Below are 22,311 nucleotides of genomic sequence, written 5' to 3'. Positions count from 1 at the left end.
ACGACTTACGTTTTCTTAACGACTTTATACCGTGCATCACCAATCGATAATATATAGGTGCCTTGCGCTATATCGGTCAGGTCGAAGGTTACACTTTCATCCTGCGTGCTTATCGTTTTTTCAGTGATCACTTTTCCTACCAGGTTAGAAATGGATATTGTTTTTACCGACCGATCCCGCAGCATGATCGTTAGTTTATCTGTAAACGGATTGGGAGAGACGGTTGCCATTTTCTCCAATGAAACTTCGCTGCCGGTTGGCATATAGCGAATCGTATCCGATGCTTTCAGACAACTTCCCCAGGTGACAGTGACTGCATATTCTCCATAGACAATCGGGGTGATGGACGAAGTAGTTTCATTTGCCAGAAGTTCACCATCCAGCGACCATTGATATTGCTGTCCATTCCGATGTGTTGTAGATAGTGTGTTGCCAGCAACGGTAATATAGGGCTTGGGTAAAGAGTCGATGACCACGTTTACCGTCTTAGCCATAGCAACGGCAGGACAATCTCCGGATCCATATCCGGCCTTAATGACAATATCAAAAGCACCGCTGTGTATTCGGCTATAATTAAGCGGAAGTTCAACTATGCCACCATTTGATATTCGTCTCTCCGATACAGGTATATCTCCCAGAAATGCCTGGTATCCTACATCAGGCTGTGTATCTTCAAGTGTAATGAGAGGATCACTTTCACAACCTGATGATGCGCTCATCGAAGTTACTGATGTAACAGCCGGTCTGTCCAGTATAATTTCAAACCGTGATCCTTTTGACAGCGCATTGCTGGTGACTGCGAAACTATATACCAGGTCGCTGGTGATTTCCACTTTCTTGTCGAGATACTTGTCGTTCAAATATACTTTCGTGATCGTATTATCAACACCTTTGAATTTCAACGCATAGCCGCCATTGGATGCGTTATCGATTTGCAAGGGTATACTCTGCTGGCAGAAATCTGTTGAGATTCTGTTGATGGCAAGAGCAACACTATCTTCTGATCGTGACGAGAGATTGAAGTATGTGTTCAATTGCTTGACGGCATCTTCAGTTTTGCTATACCGGTTGCTTCCGGTGGACGCAAGCTGGATATAGGTTTCATCGGTAAAGGTGCCATTGGTCATGCTGATTTCGATAGCTTCCGGAGCGTTGTCATCCCTGTAAAAAGAACCGTCTGTGGTAACCTTGGCGTTTTCAGTTATACTCAATGCAGGAGCATTCGATGTTGTTTGTACCCAGAACGATTGGCCCGGTGCAATAATACCATTGGCTAGATTTCCAGTGGTACCATTCCATACCCGCCATCTATACTCGGTACCAAAATTTTCGCGTACATGTACCGTGTTGCTTACGTTCTGGAGTGAATTCCATTTTGTATCGGCAGCACCTGTCCATTGTATAGGAGCAGGGTATGGGTTGCCCAGTAAATTCCATCCATTGTCCTGGCCGAGTGTTCCTCCGGTTAAGGGGAACACAAAGTTACCTTGATACGGATTACCCGTAGCCTCCCACGTTGTAGGATTTGTTGCTTCACGAACAAAGATCGAGTATCCTTTGCCGATGCGTAATGTATCGTCATTGGAGCCGCCTTCAGGAGGGAAACTCTGCCATCCACCAGCAGGCTCGTTGTAGTAGAATAAAGATGGCGTTGCTGAATTGATACCGGGACCTGAGCTTTGTCCTTTGAATAAACCGGTTACCGGTATATAGTTCTGGATGTCGGCAACGCGAAACTCTTTTATAGGCGATGCTATATAGCGGTATATTTTGCCCTCACCATCCATATACCGTTGATAAACAATATCACCAATAATTTTTGCTCCGGAGGGAAGAGAACCTATACGCGCACTTCCATTTTTATCGGACACCAATACCAGGTTGCCGCTATAGCTGTTGAGTTCGCCTTTGGTGAGCGTCACCAGGTTCTTGACCTTAACAGAATTCTGTAAATTAAATTTACCGGCATTGGTCGATGACAAAGTAAGGTTGTGAATACTATCGGCAGTCTCAGCAAAGGCAATGGTAGAAGATAATGCAGAGGTTGTGTTGATCGTAAGGTCACCACCCTTCATTGCAATCACCCCGGTTTCACCGTTTGGATTCATGGCTACATTACCGGTGAGCGATAGATTGTTATTATCCACTTGAAATATAGCGCCCGTGTTGAGTATCAATCCGCCACCACTGCTGTTACCAATTTGAATATCGACCGGATCGGATGAACTTTTCTCAAGCGTTAACGCATCACCATAGTCCAGCATAAGCTGGTATATATTCAAGCCTTCCTCCGGGCTTAGTGTTAATGTATGATTCTTGCCACCCCTGAAAGCCAGGGAATATAATTGACCGGATGGAAGTCCGCTAGCCGATCCGAGGAAAGTCATGTCCCCGTCTACGGTTACTATAGATTTATTCGCTTCACTTCCCTGAAGGGTAACACCATCAGCAACGGTAAGATTACCCCTTACAGCAATGGAACTAAGCGGTAAAGTTTTAGTTGTTGTCGCGGTGGTCAGGTTTAGATTTCCATAAGCACTGTTCGGCACAGTACCGGTAACATTGAAGTTTACCGTGGACGTTGGCGCCAATGTGCCGAGTGTAGGTATAGTCTCGTGATTGAGGTTGATCACCGTGTTATCACCAGCTTCCAATGTTCCCGTCAATGCTTCGTTTAGCGTAAGAGTTAAGTTCGATCCAAGGATAACTTTGGAGCCAGCACCTGTCACCGCCCAGGGCGCAGATAGTGTAGTGGTTCCTGTGCGATTGCTGATGTAAAAATACTGATAGGCGTCTGTGAAGTTTATCGGTGCAGTACCCCCTCCGTTGCTTGCCGTTCCCCAGGTGGCGACATCATTCAAATCACCGGATGCTTTCGAGTAGTATGAGACCGGAGTGGCAGAGGTACGGTATAGCAGGGTGTCAGGGATGGTTTGCTTGCCGAGCCCGGTTCCAGTGCCAGGCGGATCGTAGGTAACGGCTAATGTTTGTGCAAGGCTGTTCGCATAGAAGTATTCCACGCGAATGGCGTGCTTGCCGGTTGTGGTGAAGTTTATCGTTTTATTCTTCTCAACAGTACCATCGTGCAGCGCATCGTTGTCGATTTGAAGAACGCCGTCTATATATACCCGGCTTCCGTCATCGGACCTTGAATAAAATATATAGTTGCCTGCCGTGTTGATCTTGATATACCCTTCAAATACGAAAGCAAATTTTATGTCCCGGTTTCGCACAGATATATCAAAGTTACTGACCACGCCTTGCTTTACAGGCGTTTGTGGCGTACTGAAGTATTCCGCCAATGTAAAGGTCGTGGGCACGTTCAGCGGTTCATAATAGGAGTATAGCAATCCATTTTGAGGAGCCAACGTGGTAACGTCTATAGCTTCACCGGGAAAATCTGAAAAATTGCCGCGGGAATCTATTGCGCGGACATTAATAAAATAGGTTGTGCTGGGTGTGAGGTCTGTAAAAGTATAGCTGGTGGTGGTAACTGTATCTACAATAGTAGAACCAAGGTATACTTCATAACCTGCAATTTGATCGTTATCGGAGGAAGCATCCCATGAAATGGAAATCTGGGTATCTTCAATATCGGTGACGGTAAGATTTTCAGGTGGCGTTGGCTTGGTTGCATCATTTGGCAAGGTAATGTTCACTTCGGTGGTGGCAAACTTTCCATCGCCTGAGCCGACAGCACGAACGCGGTAAAAGTAGCGGGCCAGCGGACGCAAGTTCGTGTCGTTATAACTTGTTGTATTGGCCGGTACCGTGGCAACCAACTTATAAGGTTGACTGGTATAGCCATTCGTGTTGGTCCGGTTTCTCCAGATTTCAAAGTACTCTTCGTTGGCAGAGTTGTCGGTCCACTGGAGTTGTACTTCTTTTTCAGAGACAGCAGATATACCACTTGCTGCCAGGGTTGGAGCATTCGGTATAACATGCGGGCTGGTATAGCTTACAGTGACGGGCGGTGATAGTAAACTTTCACACCCTGAATTCTCTTTTACTCTTACAGCATATTCACCGGCCTGCGCGGCTGTGCCTACCGTTCCTGAACCTGTCAGGAAGTAAGCAACTTTTGTGTGGGTCGTTGTGGTATCAAACGGGGCTCCGTTCTTATACCAGTAGTATTGAGGAAAGCCTTCGGGTGCTATAAGTTTAAGTGTATCATTTTTTGTTCCCGTGAAATCAATGGGTATAATCCGTGTTCCGCTATTGGTGAGTTCAGGAGAATAGGTAGAGGCAGATTTGGGTGTGATCTCTACGGGGAATGATTCGTCCCACTCGGTTTCGCTTCTTTTAAATTTCACGGTATATATACCAGTTTGATTCAAGGTATAGAACCGCGATGTAGCACCCGGTATATCTGCTCCGTTAAAGGTCCATTGGTATGCAAGGAAGCCATCCGAGAAGCCAAGTTTTATAGCACCGTTTTCACAAAGCTCCGTTTGGCGTCCAAATACATATATACTCTTTTTATTTTGCTGCAGAATCCAGGAAAAGAAATTGGGCTCCGCGTAGGCGGTAGTCCATGTGTTGTGACCTAAGGTTGGATATACAGTATAGATGGGATCGCCACCTTTGCTTTTGAGCAGGTCTACCAAATCTTGTGATGCCTGTGGTTTCGGGTTTGTATCCGTGCCTCCCTGGAACAACCAGATGGGCATAGTCACGAGTATATCCGACATCGCCTCGAAATTACTTCCTACACCAGACATCGGCAGCATGGCGGCGAAAAGGTCAGGCCGTTTGGCTGCCGCATCCCATGTACCCTTCGCTCCATTGGACAGTCCGTGTACAGCGATACGATCGCGATCAACATTATACTGTTGAATGAAATATTCAATCACACCAATGGTCATGCGCATATTGGCGCCAAGCGCTCCGTCTTCCCAACCATTTTGCCAACTGCCGCTGTGACTTACCTGCGGTATAATGACAATGCCGGGAAATGAACGCGCATCAGAAGGAGATCGGAGCACAGCCGCTACGTGTGAGGGCCCCGGATATGCAGTGTTCGTACTGTTGTTATCGAAGCGCGCATCTTCCGGTCCGTAATTATAATGTCCTTCCCACGAGCGTCCGGATTCACCGGCACCATGCATCATCACGATAAGTGGATATTTCGTGGAAGTATTATTCTTGTTGAATCCCGTCGGAAACATCACTCTGAAATTCAGGAACTCTGTAACAGCACCGTTTACAGTTTTCCAATATGTAAACTCCCGCAGCAACGCTTCGTTACTGAAGTTTGCCATTTTGTAATAGTGCCCCAGTTGGTTGTTACGAAGCGTATACCCACTGTCGTAGTGAATAACGGTTTGAGCAAATGTTGAATAGGCTGAGGCAACGATGTAGAATATTGCCAGTGTATACTTGAAGGATCTGTAAAAAAAATGCATAGAGTTAAAAACTGTTTACACGATATATAGACCTACCTAAAATAAATACACGAAACTGATCCATAAAGAATTTCTTCCTATATGTGACGAATACTTTATTTATATAGATGTAACTGAAATTTGTGTCGATGTAAACAAGAAGTCTCCGGTATAACACGGAAGCTTTCTATATATTCCGGAAATATCTTTTCCCAACTCTCATCAATTTTCCTTTCGCTTTCCGGGCTGGTGAAGGGAATAAATAATCATACCAACTTCGTAATGCTTTACCCGATTTATGACAAGACTACACCAGCGCGATTTTACCGGTCTGTTCTTTCGTTGACTGTTCGAAGCGTAGTTCATCCTGTCATAGGAAAAAAGCGTGAGGCCTTTCAGATTGTAGAATCCCTGGCAAGACCAGCGGGGGCTCTGACCATCCCGCTACCCAATCGCAGGGTCAGAACTATCCAGTGCTATGAAGATGGTATAGGTATATATGCGAGTCGGCGTAAAACGATAAAAGACAAAAGCCATCTCCGTTGGAAGATGGCCTTGTATAGGGACTAATATTGTAAAAGCCGTGTGCCTAACCAAATAGAAACTCTATATCATCACGGGATAGATTTTTGACGAATCCAGCATCTTCGTGAATCAGTTCATCTGCGAGCATTTTCTTTTTCTCCTGCATCTGCAAGATTTTTTCCTCTACCGTATCCTTGCAAATCATTTTATAGGCGAATACTTTTCGCTTCTGGCCTATACGATGTGCACGGTCGATGGCCTGTTGTTCGGCAGCCGGGTTCCACCACGGGTCTACCAGGTAGACATAGTCGGCTACCGTAAGGTTAAGACCAACACCACCGGCTTTCAATGAAATGAGGAAAGCCTTAACGGTTTCGTCTTCCTGGAATCTCTCAACTTCAGTTTTACGTTTTGCAAGTGAAGTGCTTCCATCCAGGTAGCAATAACTTATACCCGTTTCATCAAATTCCTTTTTGATAAGGTGTAACATTTCGGTGAACTGAGAGAACACCAGGAACTTGTGATTGCCCGCGTTCTCCTGCAACTCGCGTGTAAGTTCTTCGATCTTTACAGAGCTCTTTACGGCGTCTTCATCATCACCGGGAATATGATCCAGCATGGCAGGGTGATCACAAATCTGGCGAAGGCGTAATAAACCTTCGAGTACATATATACCGGACTTGGCTATACCTTCTTCATCAATTCGTTTCAATAGCAGGTTACGGTAATTGTCGCGATACTGGTTATATATCCTTCGTTGCGCAGCATCCATCGTACACCACAGCACGGTTACCGTCTTGTCAGGAAGGTCTTTGGCTACCTGCTCTTTGGTGCGCCTCAGGGTAAATGGATGAATGAGTCGTTTGAGATACTGTGTTTTTTCTTTATTCCCCTGCTTATCTATAGGGTGTGCGAATTCACGGTTAAAGAATTCACGCGTGCCCAGCAAGCCCGGATTCAGAAAATTAAACTGTGCAAAAAGATCAGATGTATTGTTCTGCACAGGAGTACCGCTAAGTATAACGCGGTTCACGGCATGTAGTTGTTGTACAGCTTTGGTAACACGTGCATCCGGATTTTTTATGGCTTGGCTCTCATCCAGAATTATATACTGCCATAGAAAACCGCTTAGATTTTCAAGGTCGTTTCGCACCACACCGTAGGTAGTGAGTACAATATCATACTCTGAAAAATGTGCTTCTGTAAATTCACGCTGCAGTCCATAGTAAGTATAGTGCCGCAGCGAAGGACAGAACTTTTGAATTTCATTTTCCCAGTTAAAAATAAGAGATGTAGGACAAACCACCAGTTGCGTGCTGCCCGGATATTTTTCTTTCAGATACTGCAGGAAAGATATAGTCTGGAGCGTTTTACCAAGACCCATGTCATCGGCCAGACAGCCCCCGTATCCCAATTCGTCCAGTGTTTGCAACCAATGAAATCCGGATAACTGGTAGGGACGCAGGCTTGCTTTTATTTCCGTTGAGAGTGATGCTTTTTGTATAGTGTCATATTCCAGCAATTTGCGTTTACGTGCTGCTATATCTTGCTGTACTGTGTTGTCATCAATCTTGTCCAGGATCTCTTCGAGCAAAGTATAGTGAAGCTTGCTCACTTTTAATGTACCGTTCTCTTCTGTTCCTGTTCTTAAGAGTAAACTATATTGGCTGATCCATTCTTCGGGTATATGACCGAGAGTGCCGTCTTCCAGCATGATCGTATCCTGTTTGTTGAGGATAGCACGCCTGATTTCCTTGAGCGATACCATATGGTCGCCCCATTGTATCGTTACCTTCAGATCGAACCAATCGGTGTTACTGCTGGCCGTAATGTTGAAGCGTGGTATATGTGTAGTATAGCGGAATTTTTTAAGCTCTTGTAACCCATGCACTGCATAGCCTTCCTGTTGTACATTGCGCATCATGCCAATGAACCAGCCATGCTTCATAACATCTGCGAACGGAAGATAGTAATATTGATTATTGCGTTGGCTGGAAAAGGACGGATGCAACGTGCGCAGGTATTCATATAGTTTTTTCTCCTCGTCAGCGTTACGTTTAATCACACGTAGTTTTTCGGCTGAGTCCGCTACATGACTACGCTCTTCACTATAATCCACCACTACGTCTTCATATGAAAATTGTGGACGGATCATCAGGTTGCTTTCATTCAACTCACTCAACATAACGCGTGGCTGCAACTCGGGGCTCACAAATTCAATCCCCAGCTTGTCGCAGATGATCACTTCATACTTCTCAAGCCACGGATTTATATAGCGCTGCATCACATCTGCCCGTTGAGACATTGGAAATGTCAGTGGACCGTTGCGAAAGAGATCGATCAATGCCAGTGCTGCAGGGTCGGGGGGAAGATATAGTATACCTTCGTGCTCGAGCATAAAGCCGGAGAGTAAACGGAGATCTGCTTTTTTACCATCGAGCCACAACACTAATTTCAATACAATCAAATCACCGTTGCGATCTGCTGTAAAACTAAATCGTGCAGGTTCTTTGCCAAGCTTAACCGGAAGTTGTGAATAATTCAGAAATCGCCCGGCTTTCAGTATAAATATAGCGGGCCATGTACTCAAGGTAGGCCATAGCTTGTGCAGCAGATTGATATAGTGCTTCCGCAGGTTTATCAATTCCTTTGCAGATACATGTGCCCACGAGCCGGAGTGATTCCGTATATAGCGATTGCCGGTACGGGTCATCCAGTCCAACAACTGATTGTCCGAGAATTCCATCAAGTCCTTGTAAAAAGAATCTTCCAGAGGTTGCAGGTAAGCAAGACCTCTTTCCGCCTGAAGCGAAATTCGTTTATACTCTACAACACCATTCTTCTCAAATACAAGAACAGGTTCCAGGTCAAATCGCGTTGACTTTCCTGAAACAAAGTTGAATAAGAAAGCTATTTTATAATCGATGACTGTGCCCGGTGGAAGAACCGGACGCGCAGTATTTTTTTTCTCAATTTTTGGTTGGTCAAAAAGCATGGATGAGTTGTTCGTAGCGTATCGTGCGACCAGAATGTTTGAAGCGTTTCCGCCAGTAAGAATCAATGAAACAGGAGTTGTCGGATGTAAAAATTAAATCGCGAATGCGTCCCGGCTTTGTCTCCTTCATCTCCTTCATTTTCAACCTCAAATATAACAGAGTGAATGTTCCGGTCGAACAGCACGCATGAGATATCTTTCATTTCGTTGACACTGTGGATGTTGTAAATGAGACGCAGATCGTTTACACCTCTGCCGGAATCGCCTGCGCGAAATGGGTGATTTTATTCCGCTTACATAAACAGAACCGTGCTGAATAACTATTCATTTGATTTGTGTTGATTAATATCCCTTTTTTAATCCCTCTACGATATTTATGAAACGTTGGATTGCGCTCCTCTGTCTGATTTACAACACCGGTTTTGCTCAGCAGCCGGGCATTTCTGGCGTAGTGGCCGATAGCACTGACAACACGTCACTCATTGGTGTAACGGTGCTCTTGCAGCAACTCAACGACTCCACAAAACAAAAAGGTACTGTTACAGATATTGACGGGAAATTTACTTTCAATGCTATACCTGCCGGAAGGTATATATTGAAGATCTCGTATATAGGCTATACGCCAAGACGTATTCGTGTGCGTGTCGACAGTGACGTAGTCGATCTGGGACAGATCAAAATGAATCAGTCGGCAACAACCTTGAAGAGCATTGAGATCAAAGGTACATCTATACAGGTTGAACAAAAAGGTGATACCATTCAGTATAATGCCAACGCTTTTAAAACGAACCGCGATGCAACAGCCGAAGACCTGATCGGCAAGATGCCGGGGATGACCTCCGACAACACCGGGGTGAAAGCGCAAGGAGAGGCGGTGCAGCAAATTCTGGTGGACGGAAAGCAATTCTTCGGTGATGATGCAACACTTGCCTTGAAAAATCTTCCCGCAGAGATCATCGATAAAATTGAAGTGTTTGATCGGATGAGTGAACAATCGCAGTTCACGGGTTTCGATGATGGGCAAACGCGTAAGACGGTGAACATCGTTACCAAGAAGGGAAAGAACAATGGACAATTCGGAAGGGTATATGCGGGGGCAGGAGAGGATGGAAGATATACTGCCGGAGGAAATATAAATGCGTTTAAAGGTGATCGTAAACTTTCGCTGGTAGGACTTAGCAATAATATCAACCAGCAGAATTTTAGCAATGAAGATTTATTGGGAGTCACAAGCTCTTCGGGTAGTCCGCAAGGTGGTGGCCGCGGTGGAAGAGGGCAGCGTGGTGGCGGGGGTGGAAGTAGCAACAATTTTTCAGTAGGACAACAAAACGGTATTTCCACTACCCACTCCGTTGGATTAAACTATAGTGATAAATGGAATGCTAAAACAGAAGTTACGGGAAGTTACTTTTTTAATCAGGCGGATAACGAGCAGATCACCAATCTGAATCGGATGTATATCACCCAACAGGACAGTGGTCTGGTATATGATGAGCGTAGTCGCACCAACAGTACCAATTATAACCACCGGCTAAATTTCAGGTTGGAGTATACTATTGACACGGCCAATTCCATTGTGGTGACACCTAAATTTAGTTTTCAGAAGAATGATTCAAAGGCAAATTTGAAAGGCGATTATTCTTCAGCATCAAGCGCGTTGGAAAGCAAGATTACCAATACCAACAATGCCAATAATGAAGGATTTGTCTTCTCGAATAGCGTTCTCTTCCGGCACCGGTTTAAAAAGAGAGGGAGGTCACTTTCGTGGAATGTCAATACCGATGTCAATAACCGTGACGGTAATTCATATCTATACTCTCTCAATGAATATGAATCTTCCGGGGAGTCTTCCATTATAGATCAGCAATCCGATCAGTATACCAATAGCTATACGCTTTCATCGACTCTGGCCTATACCGAACCGATTGGAAAAAGAGGACAGTTACAATTTAATTATACGCCTTCGCTTACCAAAAGCACAACCGATAAGAATACCTACAATCTCGCATCGGAAACAGGCCGGTATACCGAACTCGATACACTGCTCACCAATGCATTTGAGAATAAATATATATCGAATCGGGGGGGAGTGAGTTATAGGTTCAATAATAAAAAATTGAATTTCAATACTGGGCTTAATTTTCAGCATGCCAGTCTTTCGAGTGATCAGGAGTTTCCCGTTGCCTTCGAGGTGAATCGGTCATTTCAGAATGTACTGCCGCAGGCGACTTTCAATTACAGGTTTACGCAAAGCGAGAATGTGCGCGTCATGTACCGTACTTCCACCAACGCACCTTCCATCTCACAGCTACAAAATGTAATCGATAACCGGAACCCACTCTTCCTAAAGACTGGTAATCCTGATTTGTCACAAGACTATAGCCACAACCTCACCATACGCTATGGTAAAACAGATCCGAAGGCATCTACCAGTTTGTTGTTTTTACTGAGCGGCAGTCTTACCAAAGACTATATCACCAATGCATCCTATATTGCTGTAAAAGATACGGTGGTCAACGACATCGCACTCACGCGTGGTACACAATTGTCGTACCCTATTAATATCAGTGGATATAGTACACTCCGAACGCTGGTGACGTATGGTCTTCCCGTTGCGTTTCTAAAATCAAATATGAACCTCAATACTGGATTTACCTATAATCGTACGCCTGCAATGATCAACAGCAGTAAGAACCTGGCCAATAACTATGGTATCAGCCAGGGCCTCGTATTGAGCAGCAACATCAGCGAAAAGATTGATTTCACATTGTCGTATACAGCAAATTATACCATTGTAAAAAATACGCTGCAAAAGCAATCCGATAATAATTACTTTAGTCACACCTCATCCTTGCGGCTTAACTGGATCTTCTGGAAAGGATTTGTATTCACAAGCAATCTTAACAACACCCTATATAAAGGTCTATCAGCCGAGTATGATCAAAGCATCTGGTTCTGGAATGCGGGGCTGGGCTATAAGTTCCTCAAAGATGATGCGCTTGAAGTCAAAGTGAATGCATTTGATATTCTCAATCAAAACAACAGCATCAGCCGCGATGTAACAGAGACCTATATTGAAGACCGGCAAACCAATGTGTTGACACGTTATTTTATGCTTACCCTAACGTATACCATTCGTAATTTTAAATAGCAGGTGTGTTGGTTTTTTTTACGTTGCTTAAGTCATTTATGAAATATTTGTAAAATGATTTTTAGTGCAAGCGCAGTGATACTGCAATATTCTGCTGTAACTTAGTACACGATTGGAAAAAATCAATGACTCTTCGCTCATCGTTCCGGATACATTTTATAATTGCACTGCTGTGTATTTTCATTACCCGATATAAGCCGGTATATGCGCAATTGCCTGCAATTACTTTTGAAGTAATCAGTTCGAAAGACGGGTTGCCCGGAAATACAGTGCTGTCAGCAACACGAGATCATTCAGGTTTTATGTGGTTCGGTACACGTCAGTGTGTGGTACGCTATGATGGTGCAACGTTCCAGCCCTATACTTCGCCTGAAACCAATTTTGTGACGGGCGTTGTTGCGGACCATGAGAACAATGTGTGGATATCTTCCGATCGCAACGGTATATGCAGGATTGATGCTATCTCCTTACAAATGGAGTGCTCTCCTAAAACTCAGGAACCAGATATAGAGACTACCGGATTTTTCTTTATCGATAAAAATAACAACGGCTGGTATAGTGATCGTGAAGGCGTAAACCGCATGGACTTAAAAACCCGCAAGACAAAACATTATGCATTCCGGAAGACCATGTATGTATGGACCAAAGCTTCCTTTACAGAGGATACCGATGGAAACTTGTGGGTGATTGGAAGGGATAATGGTTTATTCCGGTATGATCCGCTAAAAGATACATTATACTGTGTTTTTGGTGCGGATAGCCATGACGTTGCGCCACAGGAGCCTGTACTGCTTTCGGATGCCCGTGCCGGGGAAAATGGAATTCTCTGGATCGGCAGTTATAACATGGGATTGATCCGGTACGATACTCACAGCAATACCTATGAGCATTATAGTACCGGGCGCATCGCCAACCAAATCAATGCTCTTGAAAATGGAGTCGATGAAAACGGGAATGCAATTTTATGGGTTGGTGATAACTCTGGACTTGGCGTATTCCGGCCCGAGCAAAAACGTTTCTATTTTTTCAGTGACGTGCTCCCGAATCCCTATGAAGTCAATGCTATCGTTCGCGACAAGCAGGATGGTATAGTGTGGGCTTGCACTTCCGATGGTATCATTAAGTATAATCCAGTCAGTAATGTAATTCGGGCACTGTGGCTCCCTAAAGGTATAGTATCTTTTCCGGTCACGGTAAATGTCATTCTTGCAGATATAGAGTATCCCAATATAGTATATCTCGGATTATCACATACGGGGATTGTACAATGGAACAAAGTCACCAATGAATTTACACTGATCCGCTATCCGGATGGCGGAGATACAAGGTGGATTACGCAACGACCAGATCGGACTTTGTGGATTGGAACCAACCGCTGGAACTATAAGCGGCCCGGTATATTTGTTTATGATCCGGAAGAGGAACGGTTTATTTCAACCCCGCTGAGTGAGCAGGCCAATCGTTATTTTTCGGTGCCGTTTTTTATGTACGGTTTGTTTGATAAACACGATCGCTTGTGGATTGGTAACTCTGATGAAGGCATTCGTATACTGGATTTCAATACCGGAAAAAACGCAACGCCCTGGCCGGATGCCATGCAGCATTCGCTGATACAGAATAACAACCTGATCAATGATATGCTTCTGGATACAGACGGCACTATTTTATTAGGCACGATGCAAGGTATATATAGGGGCGATGAACGTGCGGGTAATTTTGTGCTTGCAGAGCCTGCAGATATAGATGACAGAATCCAGGATCGTTCGGTGAACTCGCTTCTTCTCGATAAACAAAAAAACGTGTGGGCAGCCCGTTGGGGAAGCCTTACCAAAACCGATCGTGACGGGAAAATTTCATTGGTGCTCACAGGCGAAGATGGATTTGTTGACAGGCAGATCGCGGGATTGGCCGAGGATCATGCCGGCAATGTCTGGGCTGGTAATTATGAAGGGCTTTACTGCTATCATGCAACTTCCCGGAAATTAAAACGCTTCACGGTAAATGATGGTCTGATCAACAACAATACCATGGGGCGCATCTATACCAGTCAGGATGGCAAAGAACTATATGTTGGTCATCAGAATGGTATAAATATCATCAATGTAGCCCGCATTCTTGGGCCTGTTGAAAATCCTGTGCTGGGTATATCCAGCTTTAAAATTCATGGTAAGGAGCACTTCGTTGATTTCTCAAAGCCAATTGAACTTGCTCCTGACGAGAATGCTTTCAGCGTAGATTTTATAGCACTCAACTACAGGAAGCATCACGACAACGAATATGCATACTACCTGGAGGACTTTGACAAGGAATGGAATTATAGCGGTACCAATCACCAGGCATACTTTACAAACCTGAACCCTGGCACATATATACTTCACATGAAAACCGGTGATGTCCTCGGCAACTGGAGCCCGGAGGCTTCTAGCATTCGCATCGAAGTAATGCCGGCATATTATGAGACACTGTGGTTTAAACTTCTGATCATTGCCACCATCATTGCGTTGCTATATGCATTTTACCGGTATCGTATCAACCAGATTATTCGCCTTCAGCATGTGCGCAACCGTATATCAGCGGATCTTCATGATGAACTTGGCTCTTCGCTAAGTGGTATCAGCATCATGGGAACACTGGCCAGAAAGGAGCTCTCACAAACGCATCCGTCAGCTTCATTTATAGAACGAATGGTAGAAGAGACCCAGCAGATCAGCAGTTCACTCGATGATATAGTCTGGAACATCAGTCCAAGAAATGATGCACTCTCCAGTCTGATTGCGCGCATGACCCGGTATGCGTCTGAGCTATTCGAAGCAAAGCAGATCCACTATAACTTCGCCATGCCCAAGCATTTTGAACATATCAAATTATCGATGGAGCAACGCAGGAATTTTTACCTCATCTTCAAAGAATCCGTCAATAATCTCATCAAGTATTCACATTGTAGCAATGCATCTGTTCAAGTTGTGGTGGAGCGCAAAAAGTTATTGATGATCATTGAAGATGATGGTGTAGGGTTTAACCCGGAGATACCGCGTGACCGGAATGGACTCTTGAATCTTAAAGCTCGTGCTGCGAGCCTGAAAGGAACGCTAAATATCCTTTCCGATACCGGCAAAGGAACAAAACTTCGACTTGAATTTCCGATTGGCTGACTACCCGAAAAGGGTATTGCTAATGGAGCATGAACCAATTTGCTTTGTATACTACTGAAGATTAACCCGCACTCCGTTTATAGCTATATACCATGCAAACCATCCGTGTTTCTATTTACGAGGACAATACCAAGCTGCGTGATTTACTGGAATTGCTCATTGGTAAAACTGAGGGATTTGCTGTGGCAGGTTCTCATCCCGATTGTCGTTCTGTTGTGAGTGAAATAGAGACGGATAGGCCAGACGTTGTGATCATGGATATTGATATGCCTGAGCGCAGTGGTATAGAAGGGGTGCGGCTCATTAAGGAAAAGCACGCTGAGATTCGCGTGTTAATGCATACCGTATTTGATGATGATGATAAATTGTTTCGATGCCTGAGCAACGGGGCCGATGGATACCTGCTAAAGAAAGATTCTTCAGCTCAACTGGTACAGGCAATAAAGGAAGTGTTCGAGGGTGGAGCCCCCATGTCACCCGGTATTGCACACCGCGTGTTGAACGCTTTTCGTGAAACGATACCGGCTCCAAAAAATGAGTATAGGATCTCTGAGCGTGAGCAGCAAGTACTTGAACTTCTTTCCAGGGGATTCTCGTATCGCATGATTGCTCTTGAAATCCTGATCTCCCCTGAAACAGTGAAAAAGCATTTGAAAAATATATACCAGAAGCTCCACGTCCAATGTGGCCCTGAGGCTGTTGCCAAGGCCATACGTGCAAAGATCATTTAGTAATATTTCAAGAAAAGCCGGCCAGTATATAATACCTTCTTATAATTCCTTGGTGAACCTGCCGGAGTTTTAACGCTATTTTTTATACGGTTCTTAATATAGTATAATTACCCAAATAGGGAATTGATCTATGCTATATGATCGCATTGCTTTGTATTACCAAACAACCCGTTACTCTCATGAAAATTCCCATTGCAATTTTAAAATTTTTGCCGCTCGTTTGCCTGCTATACCTTTCAGGGTGTGGAAGTGATGATGATTCAGAATCCGGTAGTACATCGCCTCAGGAAACATTTAAGGTAAGTGGTGATCATCTTACCGATCCTTGTGGAAATACTGTTGTATTAAAGGGTGTTAACAAGATGAGTGTTTTTGATCAGGGGGATCCCAATGGTGACGGATACTTTCCGGAGATCGCCAAGACAAACGCCAACTCGGTGCGTATCGTATGGCAAACCGTATCAGACAACGGTACGACTACATCTCTGAATCAACTCGAAAATCTTATCAAGAACTGCATCGCACAGAAGATGATTCCTATGGTAGAGATGCATGACGCCACCTGTGATTTTTCGCAACTCACAAAAGTGGTTAACTATTGGACGCGCTCTGATGTAGTGGCCTTGGTACAAAAATATGAACATGCTTTGTTGGTTAACATAGCCAATGAGGCGGGAGATGATAATGTGACCGAGTCACAATTCCTGAGTGCTTACAAAACCGCCATCACGAATATGCGCAATGCAGGTATTCGTCCACCGCTTATTATTGATGCCACAGGCTGCGGAAAAAATCTGGATATATTCATAAATACTGCAGCCGATTTAATGGCGCATGATCCCGATCACAATGTGATGTTCTCGGTGCATACCTATTGGTCGAAGGAGGCAATTAAATATGTGCAGTCTACTTTTATAAAAGACCAGCTTCAAAAAGCTGCCGACCTGAATGTTCCCTTTATTATAGGGGAGTTGGCAGCATACGGTGGCTGGCCTGGCGATGAAGAACCAGACTATGAGTCGTGCTCAACAAAAGGATCGATTGATTACGAGACGTTGCTGAAAGAAGCTGATCAACATAACATGGGATACTATGTATGGGAGTGGGGGCCAGGCAATGGATACTATAACTATAATCCACCGGTGATGTGTCCTTCACTCGATATTACCTCTGATGGTACCTATCAATCGATTCTATCTATACCTGCCGGGGATGCAACCAAAGGTTGGATACGGGAAACTATACTGGATAGCGATCTCAGTATAAAGAATACAGCAGTCAAGACCAGCTATATACTAAACGGATTCACTTGCCAATAAAATTGCAAGGTGATGTTTAGATATTGTGTCATTATGTATGGTTTATGTTTAGGCAGATGGTAAGGTTAATAAGAGACTGAAATGTTGTGATTAAAAATGTGTGTGCACTGTTATGTGTTGGTGCGTGTGAGTATAGTGATGGTGGTCATTATACTCTACGCCCAGCCTTGAGAACTTTCGAATCTCAATAAAACAAGGTCTTTGATCATCAAGGTTGAGAAGGAACAGACTATTGTAAAAAAGTGAGGAGAAGAATATCCGATACAAGAATGAAAACGATCACACTTCTTTATGCTACTAAAACCACAATGGTGATAGTAATGATGCTCTTATTGCTTCTTTTGATTGTTGGGAGTTGACAAGCATCTTCTTATACCGTTCGTTGTTCCCCGGCAAAAAAAGCGCTGACCTTCAGAACATAAGTCCTGAAGAGAAAATTTGATAGTAACGTACGATTCCCCGTGCTTCTATATATCGTAGTCTTTTTTTTGACTATAGTATATATATAGTTTGCATTTCAGGAGTAACAAGCTTACCCGGAAGAATATCCAGAAAAGTAAGATCATGACTTTTTAATAGTGCTTTTACCTGTGTTTCGTGCCTTTTTACTAATGTTATATTCAAGAAGATACATCAGGGAGATTCGCACGCCTCTGTTTCTGAACCGGAGGTCATCATCATAGTCATGAGGAACGAGGTAATCCGCCTTTTGCTTTCCAAATAAAGTCTGATCGAAAGTATAGCGCAGGTCTATCATTACTTTGTGCTTGGGAATGGGCTCCAGTAATGCTCCGGCACCTATATTTATACCAAATTGAACTCTGTTGACATTGGTGTAGTGAATCTCGTCTATATGATCGCGGTCCTCGCGCGGTGTGAATTTGATTTTATAGGATAGTGAACTAATGCCGTTCTCTTCTAATTCACCGGAAGATATAACACCGCGCCCTCCTAATAAGTAGGCAATGTTCGGCCCGGCCCCCAGATACCATTTGAAATTTCTATTCTCTCCGAGCTGCCCTTTGAAGTGCATGGTGAATAAAATAGGCGCTTCAAAATAATGATACGTCACTTTATCCTTTAGATCAGGATCGAATTTACCCGTTATAGTTTTGCTTTTTGTAGAATATAGGTATTCAGTATGCAAAAAGTACCGATTCCTTACTTTGAAAGAAAGCACAAGTCCCGCGTTGAAACCTATACCCGGAGCTAATTTTACAGTATCCTTGAAACGTTTTTGATCGACTTTTACGAAGTCATATTGTCCCCCAATTTTTACCCCAACTCTTACTACTTGAGCAGTGACATTTTCAATAGCAGCAATTGAAAGGAGGCAGAGAAGAATAACGATACATTTAGTATTCAGTTGACTATTTGGTCGTGAAATGGGTTTAACTTTCGCTAACATGGTTTGCGTTAATGATAAATTTAATATAAAGCTTGCCTTATTTTTTAGTAAAAAATCGTAAAACACATACCAATTATTACGTGACTCTGAATGTTTCTGATCTTTCAATTTTTATCATTTTAAAAGAAAATACCTTTCTGGGGTATTTGAACCTGAATTAAAGATCGGTCTCTCACTTTCTCTTTCCAGGTTGTATTCATGTCTATAGTTGAGCTTATGAGTAAAAAACTACTGCTGACCGCACTGTGTCTGGTGCTATACTTCGCATCATTCGCACAGGAATCAAGTTGCGGTGATGGAGTTGATAATGACGGTGACGGATTTATTGACTGTTTTGATGGTGACTGCGCTAAAAATTCACTTTGTAAAGACTTCTATATAGGTCAAGACAAATTCTGTCAGGTTCCCCCCACGGGTGTTGCCAATTTCGGTATGAAACTGGAGTCAGCTTCTCAGGACCGGTCTACTTATTCGTATGGTAGAATGGCGATTGGTGACCTGGACAGTGATGGTATACCAGAAGTTGTGACGTTACACCCCGGTGACAAAAAGCTCTATATATTAAACGGACAGAACTTAAGCGTTAAGTATACTGCTGCGATAACAGGTACCGCTGAATTCTATGACCACGTAATTGCCGATGTAAAGGGTGATGGTTGTGCGGAGATCTTTATAGCGGAAAAAATAGGGACAACTTTTTATATAACCTCGTACGACTGTAAAGGCGTTAAGCTTTGGAGTACAGCAGCATACGGTTTGCCGATAACACTAGGGCTTGCCGATTTTGGCAGTGACGGAAAAGTTGAATTGTATTATAGAAATGAGATTCTGGATGCGGCCACAGGTTTAAGAATTGTAAAAGGAAGTGGATCATGGACCGATATAGATGGCGGACCTGTAGCCGTTGATATGTTGACTACAACAGATTGCGCATCCTGCACCGGACTCGAACTTGTTTTGGGTGGAAGTATATATTCCGTTAACCTTGGTGCCCGTACTGCAGATGCAGGATCTTTAACGCTTGTAAAATCAATCCCTGCCGCATCTAATTATTTTCCTAAGAAATCCAGCTTTGGTTATGTAACCAGTATGTCCAGTGTGGCGGATTACAATCAGGATGGTTATCTGGATGTTCTTACCAGCGGTTCTACCGGATCAACCACCGGAGCTACGCATGCTTTCTTCTGGGACGTTAAGAACAACGCCTATAAGAGATATGCCACGCCCAACAATTGGCCTGAAGGAACGGGACGCCTTAATATATCTGACATTGATGGTGATGGAAAACTAAACACCACGTTCGTTTCAGGAAAGAAGTTATTTGCCTTGAAGGAGGACATGACACTGCTATGGTCATCTGATATTTCCGAGATGACATCTGGTTTTACCGGATCAACCGTTTTTGATTTTAATAATGACAAGTCAAATGAAATAGTATATCGTGATGAAGGCTATCTATATATCATCAATGGTAAAACGGGTGCAATATTAACACAAACACTTTGCCGGTCGCGTACCTCCAGTGAGTATCCCATTGTTGTGGACGTAGATGGTGACGGATCAACCGAGATATGCGTAACCTGCGCAACGAATAATAATGATGATATAAATGACGGCTCACGCACAGCCTACGGACAGGTTCGTACATACTCATCAAGCCTTGAATCATGGGTGCCTTCGCGTAAAGTATGGAATCAACATGCATACTTCAATGTGAACGTTAATGACGATCTTACAATTCCAAAGGTACAGCAGCTCCATCATCTTGTTTTTTCAACAGGATCTCCCTGTAATGCAGGACAACAACGTGCATTAAATTCATTTTTAAATCAGTCGCCATTCCTGGATTCAAAAGGATGTCCAACCTATGCATCGCCTGATATAATATTTGATCCCAACACCGCCATTACGATTAACAAGCCTACATGTCCCGATAAGAATTTTACAGTTTCGTTTGGAATAAAGAACTCTGGTAACCTTGGACTTTCAGGTTCTTTTCCCGTAACTTTTTATAGCGGAGATCCGCGTGTTGCCGGTGCCGTAAAACTAAATACGGTTACCCTTACCCTGAACAACCTTAACATTGGTGATACTTTTTCGGCCAGTAACCTTACGGTACAAGGTACCGGGAGTACCTTTACACTATATGTAGTGTTGAATGATAACGGCAGTACTACACCGTTGACTTTTCCAAGTACCAATTTCAAAGAATGCGATTACTCAAACAACCTGGCCTCTGCCAGTGTGAGTCCAAATCCATTTGCAATTGAGACAGCACTTATATCCGATAATATAAAATGTGGTAACAGCTCATTGCCTTCAGGCGCGGTAGAAGCGTACAGGCTGGTAAGTGGTGTAAAGCAAACTGCAGACTATACATTCTATTGGTTCAACAGTGCTACTACGGGAACAACTGCTTCCGCAGCTTATGTAGGATCTACCTATACGGGTTTGACAGAAGGAACCTATTCTGTTTTTGCTGTTCATAAAGGTTTATTATGCGGCTCTTCTTCTAAAACCATTGCCGTTGGCGTGAAGTCCCGTACACTGAACGTTCAGATCGTAGAAGACAGAAGCTATACCAACTGCAAAAATCCCAATGGAAAATTGCACGCCATTATCAATGGCGGTGAACCCCCTGGTAATTTTAATTATGCATGGTATGCAGGTCCCCTTGTGCTGACGGGAACAGTGTTATCCGTGAGCCATGAGTTGTCCAATACAGATGGGTTGACGTATTCGGTTTTGGTTACTGAGAAGACAACCGGATGCCAGTCATCTCAATCAGGTCACGTCACCGATGCAACGATAAAGCCGGCGGTTTCTGTTACCACAGTCGATGCAAAATGTACACCCCCTAATTCAGGTAGTGCTTCTGCTAATGTTGGTGGAGTAACTACAGGATATACTTTTCAATGGTATAACGGATCGAGTGTAAAGCCATCACCTGATTTCACCGGTATAACGTATGCAAGTCTTACTGCCGGAACATACCTGGTTACGGCAACCAACAATACGAGTGAATGCGTTTCACCAACGGTTTTGGTAACGATCAAATCGAAAGCTATACAGCCTGTTACAGCAACGGTTACTGCACAGCAAACTTCATGTACACCAACTCCGAACGGAACTGCGAGTGCAAATATAGCAGGTGTAACGGCGGGCTATACATGGAAATGGTTTAAAGGAAATAATACACTGGCGGTAAACCAGATTGGTACCGCAGCAACTGTTTCTGGACTCGCTGCCGGTATATATACTGTTCAGGCTACAGATGCCAATGGATGCGTTGATACTGAAACTGTAACGGTGGTTGATAACCTTACCACACCTTCCGTCTCCACAATCATCAACACCCATCAGGTTAAATGTTCACCGGTCGATGGATCAATTACTGCAACGGGGTCAGGCTCGACAGGTCCTTTTAGATATTATTGGTTCAATGGAAATATTGGAACCCCTGATACCACTGCTGCAAACTATAAAGCAAGCGCCACGTACGCTGGGCTTGCTGCAGGATATTATACTGTAGTGGCGGTTGATAAAGTTACAAGATGTATTTCCAGTAAAGCTGTGGTTCAGATTTTGAACAATACGGTGTTGCCTGTAATTACTACAGGCACCGTTGCTCAAACGAGCTGCGATG

At 43.8% G+C, this 22,311-nt stretch carries 10 protein-coding genes; 6 read left to right on the top strand and 4 right to left on the bottom strand.

Features of this window, described 5'->3' with window-relative positions:
* Positions 1 to 5 precede the first annotated feature (5 nt).
* Positions 6 to 5,405 carry a fibronectin type III domain-containing protein gene (locus tag B5Y40_RS19315; RefSeq protein WP_079688500.1) on the bottom strand — a complete coding sequence of 1,800 codons (5,400 nt, stop codon included), beginning with the start codon at positions 5,403 to 5,405 and terminating at the stop codon, positions 6 to 8.
* Between the two features lie 261 nt (positions 5,406 to 5,666).
* On the opposite strand from B5Y40_RS19315, the gene B5Y40_RS29405 reads away from it, so the two are divergent.
* A complete protein-coding gene (locus B5Y40_RS29405) occupies positions 5,667 to 5,954 on the top strand; it encodes a hypothetical protein (RefSeq protein ID WP_143785841.1) in 288 nt (95 codons plus the stop codon).
* Between the two features lie 19 nt (positions 5,955 to 5,973).
* On the opposite strand, the gene B5Y40_RS19310 is transcribed toward B5Y40_RS29405, so the two are convergent.
* Positions 5,974 to 8,904: a DEAD/DEAH box helicase gene (locus B5Y40_RS19310; protein ID WP_143785840.1), complete on the bottom strand. Its 2,931-nt coding sequence runs from the start codon at positions 8,902 to 8,904 to the stop codon at positions 5,974 to 5,976.
* Positions 8,894 to 9,034 (bottom strand): hypothetical protein, encoded by a 141-nt coding sequence (locus tag B5Y40_RS29685; RefSeq protein ID WP_159453742.1) that lies wholly within the window; start codon positions 9,032 to 9,034, stop codon positions 8,894 to 8,896. Before B5Y40_RS29685 ends, B5Y40_RS19310 begins: the two co-directional genes overlap by 11 nt.
* 246 nt (positions 9,035 to 9,280) lie before the next feature.
* Here B5Y40_RS29685 and B5Y40_RS19305 point away from each other — a divergent pair, with 246 nt between their 5' ends.
* The 4 genes from B5Y40_RS19305 to B5Y40_RS19290 all read left to right on the top strand — a co-directional run bounded on the left by B5Y40_RS19305 (position 9,281) and on the right by B5Y40_RS19290 (position 17,257).
* Positions 9,281 to 12,055 carry a TonB-dependent receptor gene (locus B5Y40_RS19305; RefSeq protein ID WP_079688498.1) on the top strand — a complete coding sequence of 925 codons (2,775 nt, stop codon included), beginning with the start codon at positions 9,281 to 9,283 and terminating at the stop codon, positions 12,053 to 12,055.
* 125 nt (positions 12,056 to 12,180) lie between these two features.
* A complete protein-coding gene (locus B5Y40_RS19300) occupies positions 12,181 to 15,207 on the top strand; it encodes a ligand-binding sensor domain-containing protein (RefSeq protein WP_079688497.1) in 3,027 nt (1,008 codons plus the stop codon).
* A 92-nt stretch (positions 15,208 to 15,299) separates the two neighbouring features.
* Complete coding sequence (locus tag B5Y40_RS19295; RefSeq protein WP_079688496.1) at positions 15,300 to 15,938, top strand: response regulator; 639 nt, start codon at positions 15,300 to 15,302, stop codon at positions 15,936 to 15,938.
* Between the two features lie 179 nt (positions 15,939 to 16,117).
* The gene (locus B5Y40_RS19290) at positions 16,118 to 17,257 is read left to right on the top strand and encodes a glycoside hydrolase family 5 protein (RefSeq protein WP_159453741.1); all 1,140 of its coding nucleotides are present in this window, start codon (positions 16,118 to 16,120) and stop codon (positions 17,255 to 17,257) included.
* Between the two features lie 562 nt (positions 17,258 to 17,819).
* Here the strand turns inward: B5Y40_RS19290 and B5Y40_RS19285 are convergent.
* The gene (locus B5Y40_RS19285; RefSeq protein ID WP_079688494.1) at positions 17,820 to 18,665 is read right to left on the bottom strand and encodes a porin family protein; all 846 of its coding nucleotides are present in this window, start codon (positions 18,663 to 18,665) and stop codon (positions 17,820 to 17,822) included.
* A 216-nt stretch (positions 18,666 to 18,881) separates the two neighbouring features.
* Between B5Y40_RS19285 and B5Y40_RS19280 the strand changes: the two genes are divergently transcribed.
* A partial coding sequence (locus tag B5Y40_RS19280; RefSeq protein WP_159453740.1) for an FG-GAP repeat domain-containing protein occupies positions 18,882 to 22,311 on the top strand: 3,430 nt, incomplete at its 3' end.

Origin of the sequence: Ohtaekwangia koreensis, assembly GCF_900167975.1 — a bacterium.
Classification (GTDB): Bacteria; Bacteroidota; Bacteroidia; order Cytophagales; family Cyclobacteriaceae; genus Ohtaekwangia; species Ohtaekwangia koreensis.
This window is presented reverse-complemented; position numbering and strand designations above follow the sequence as displayed.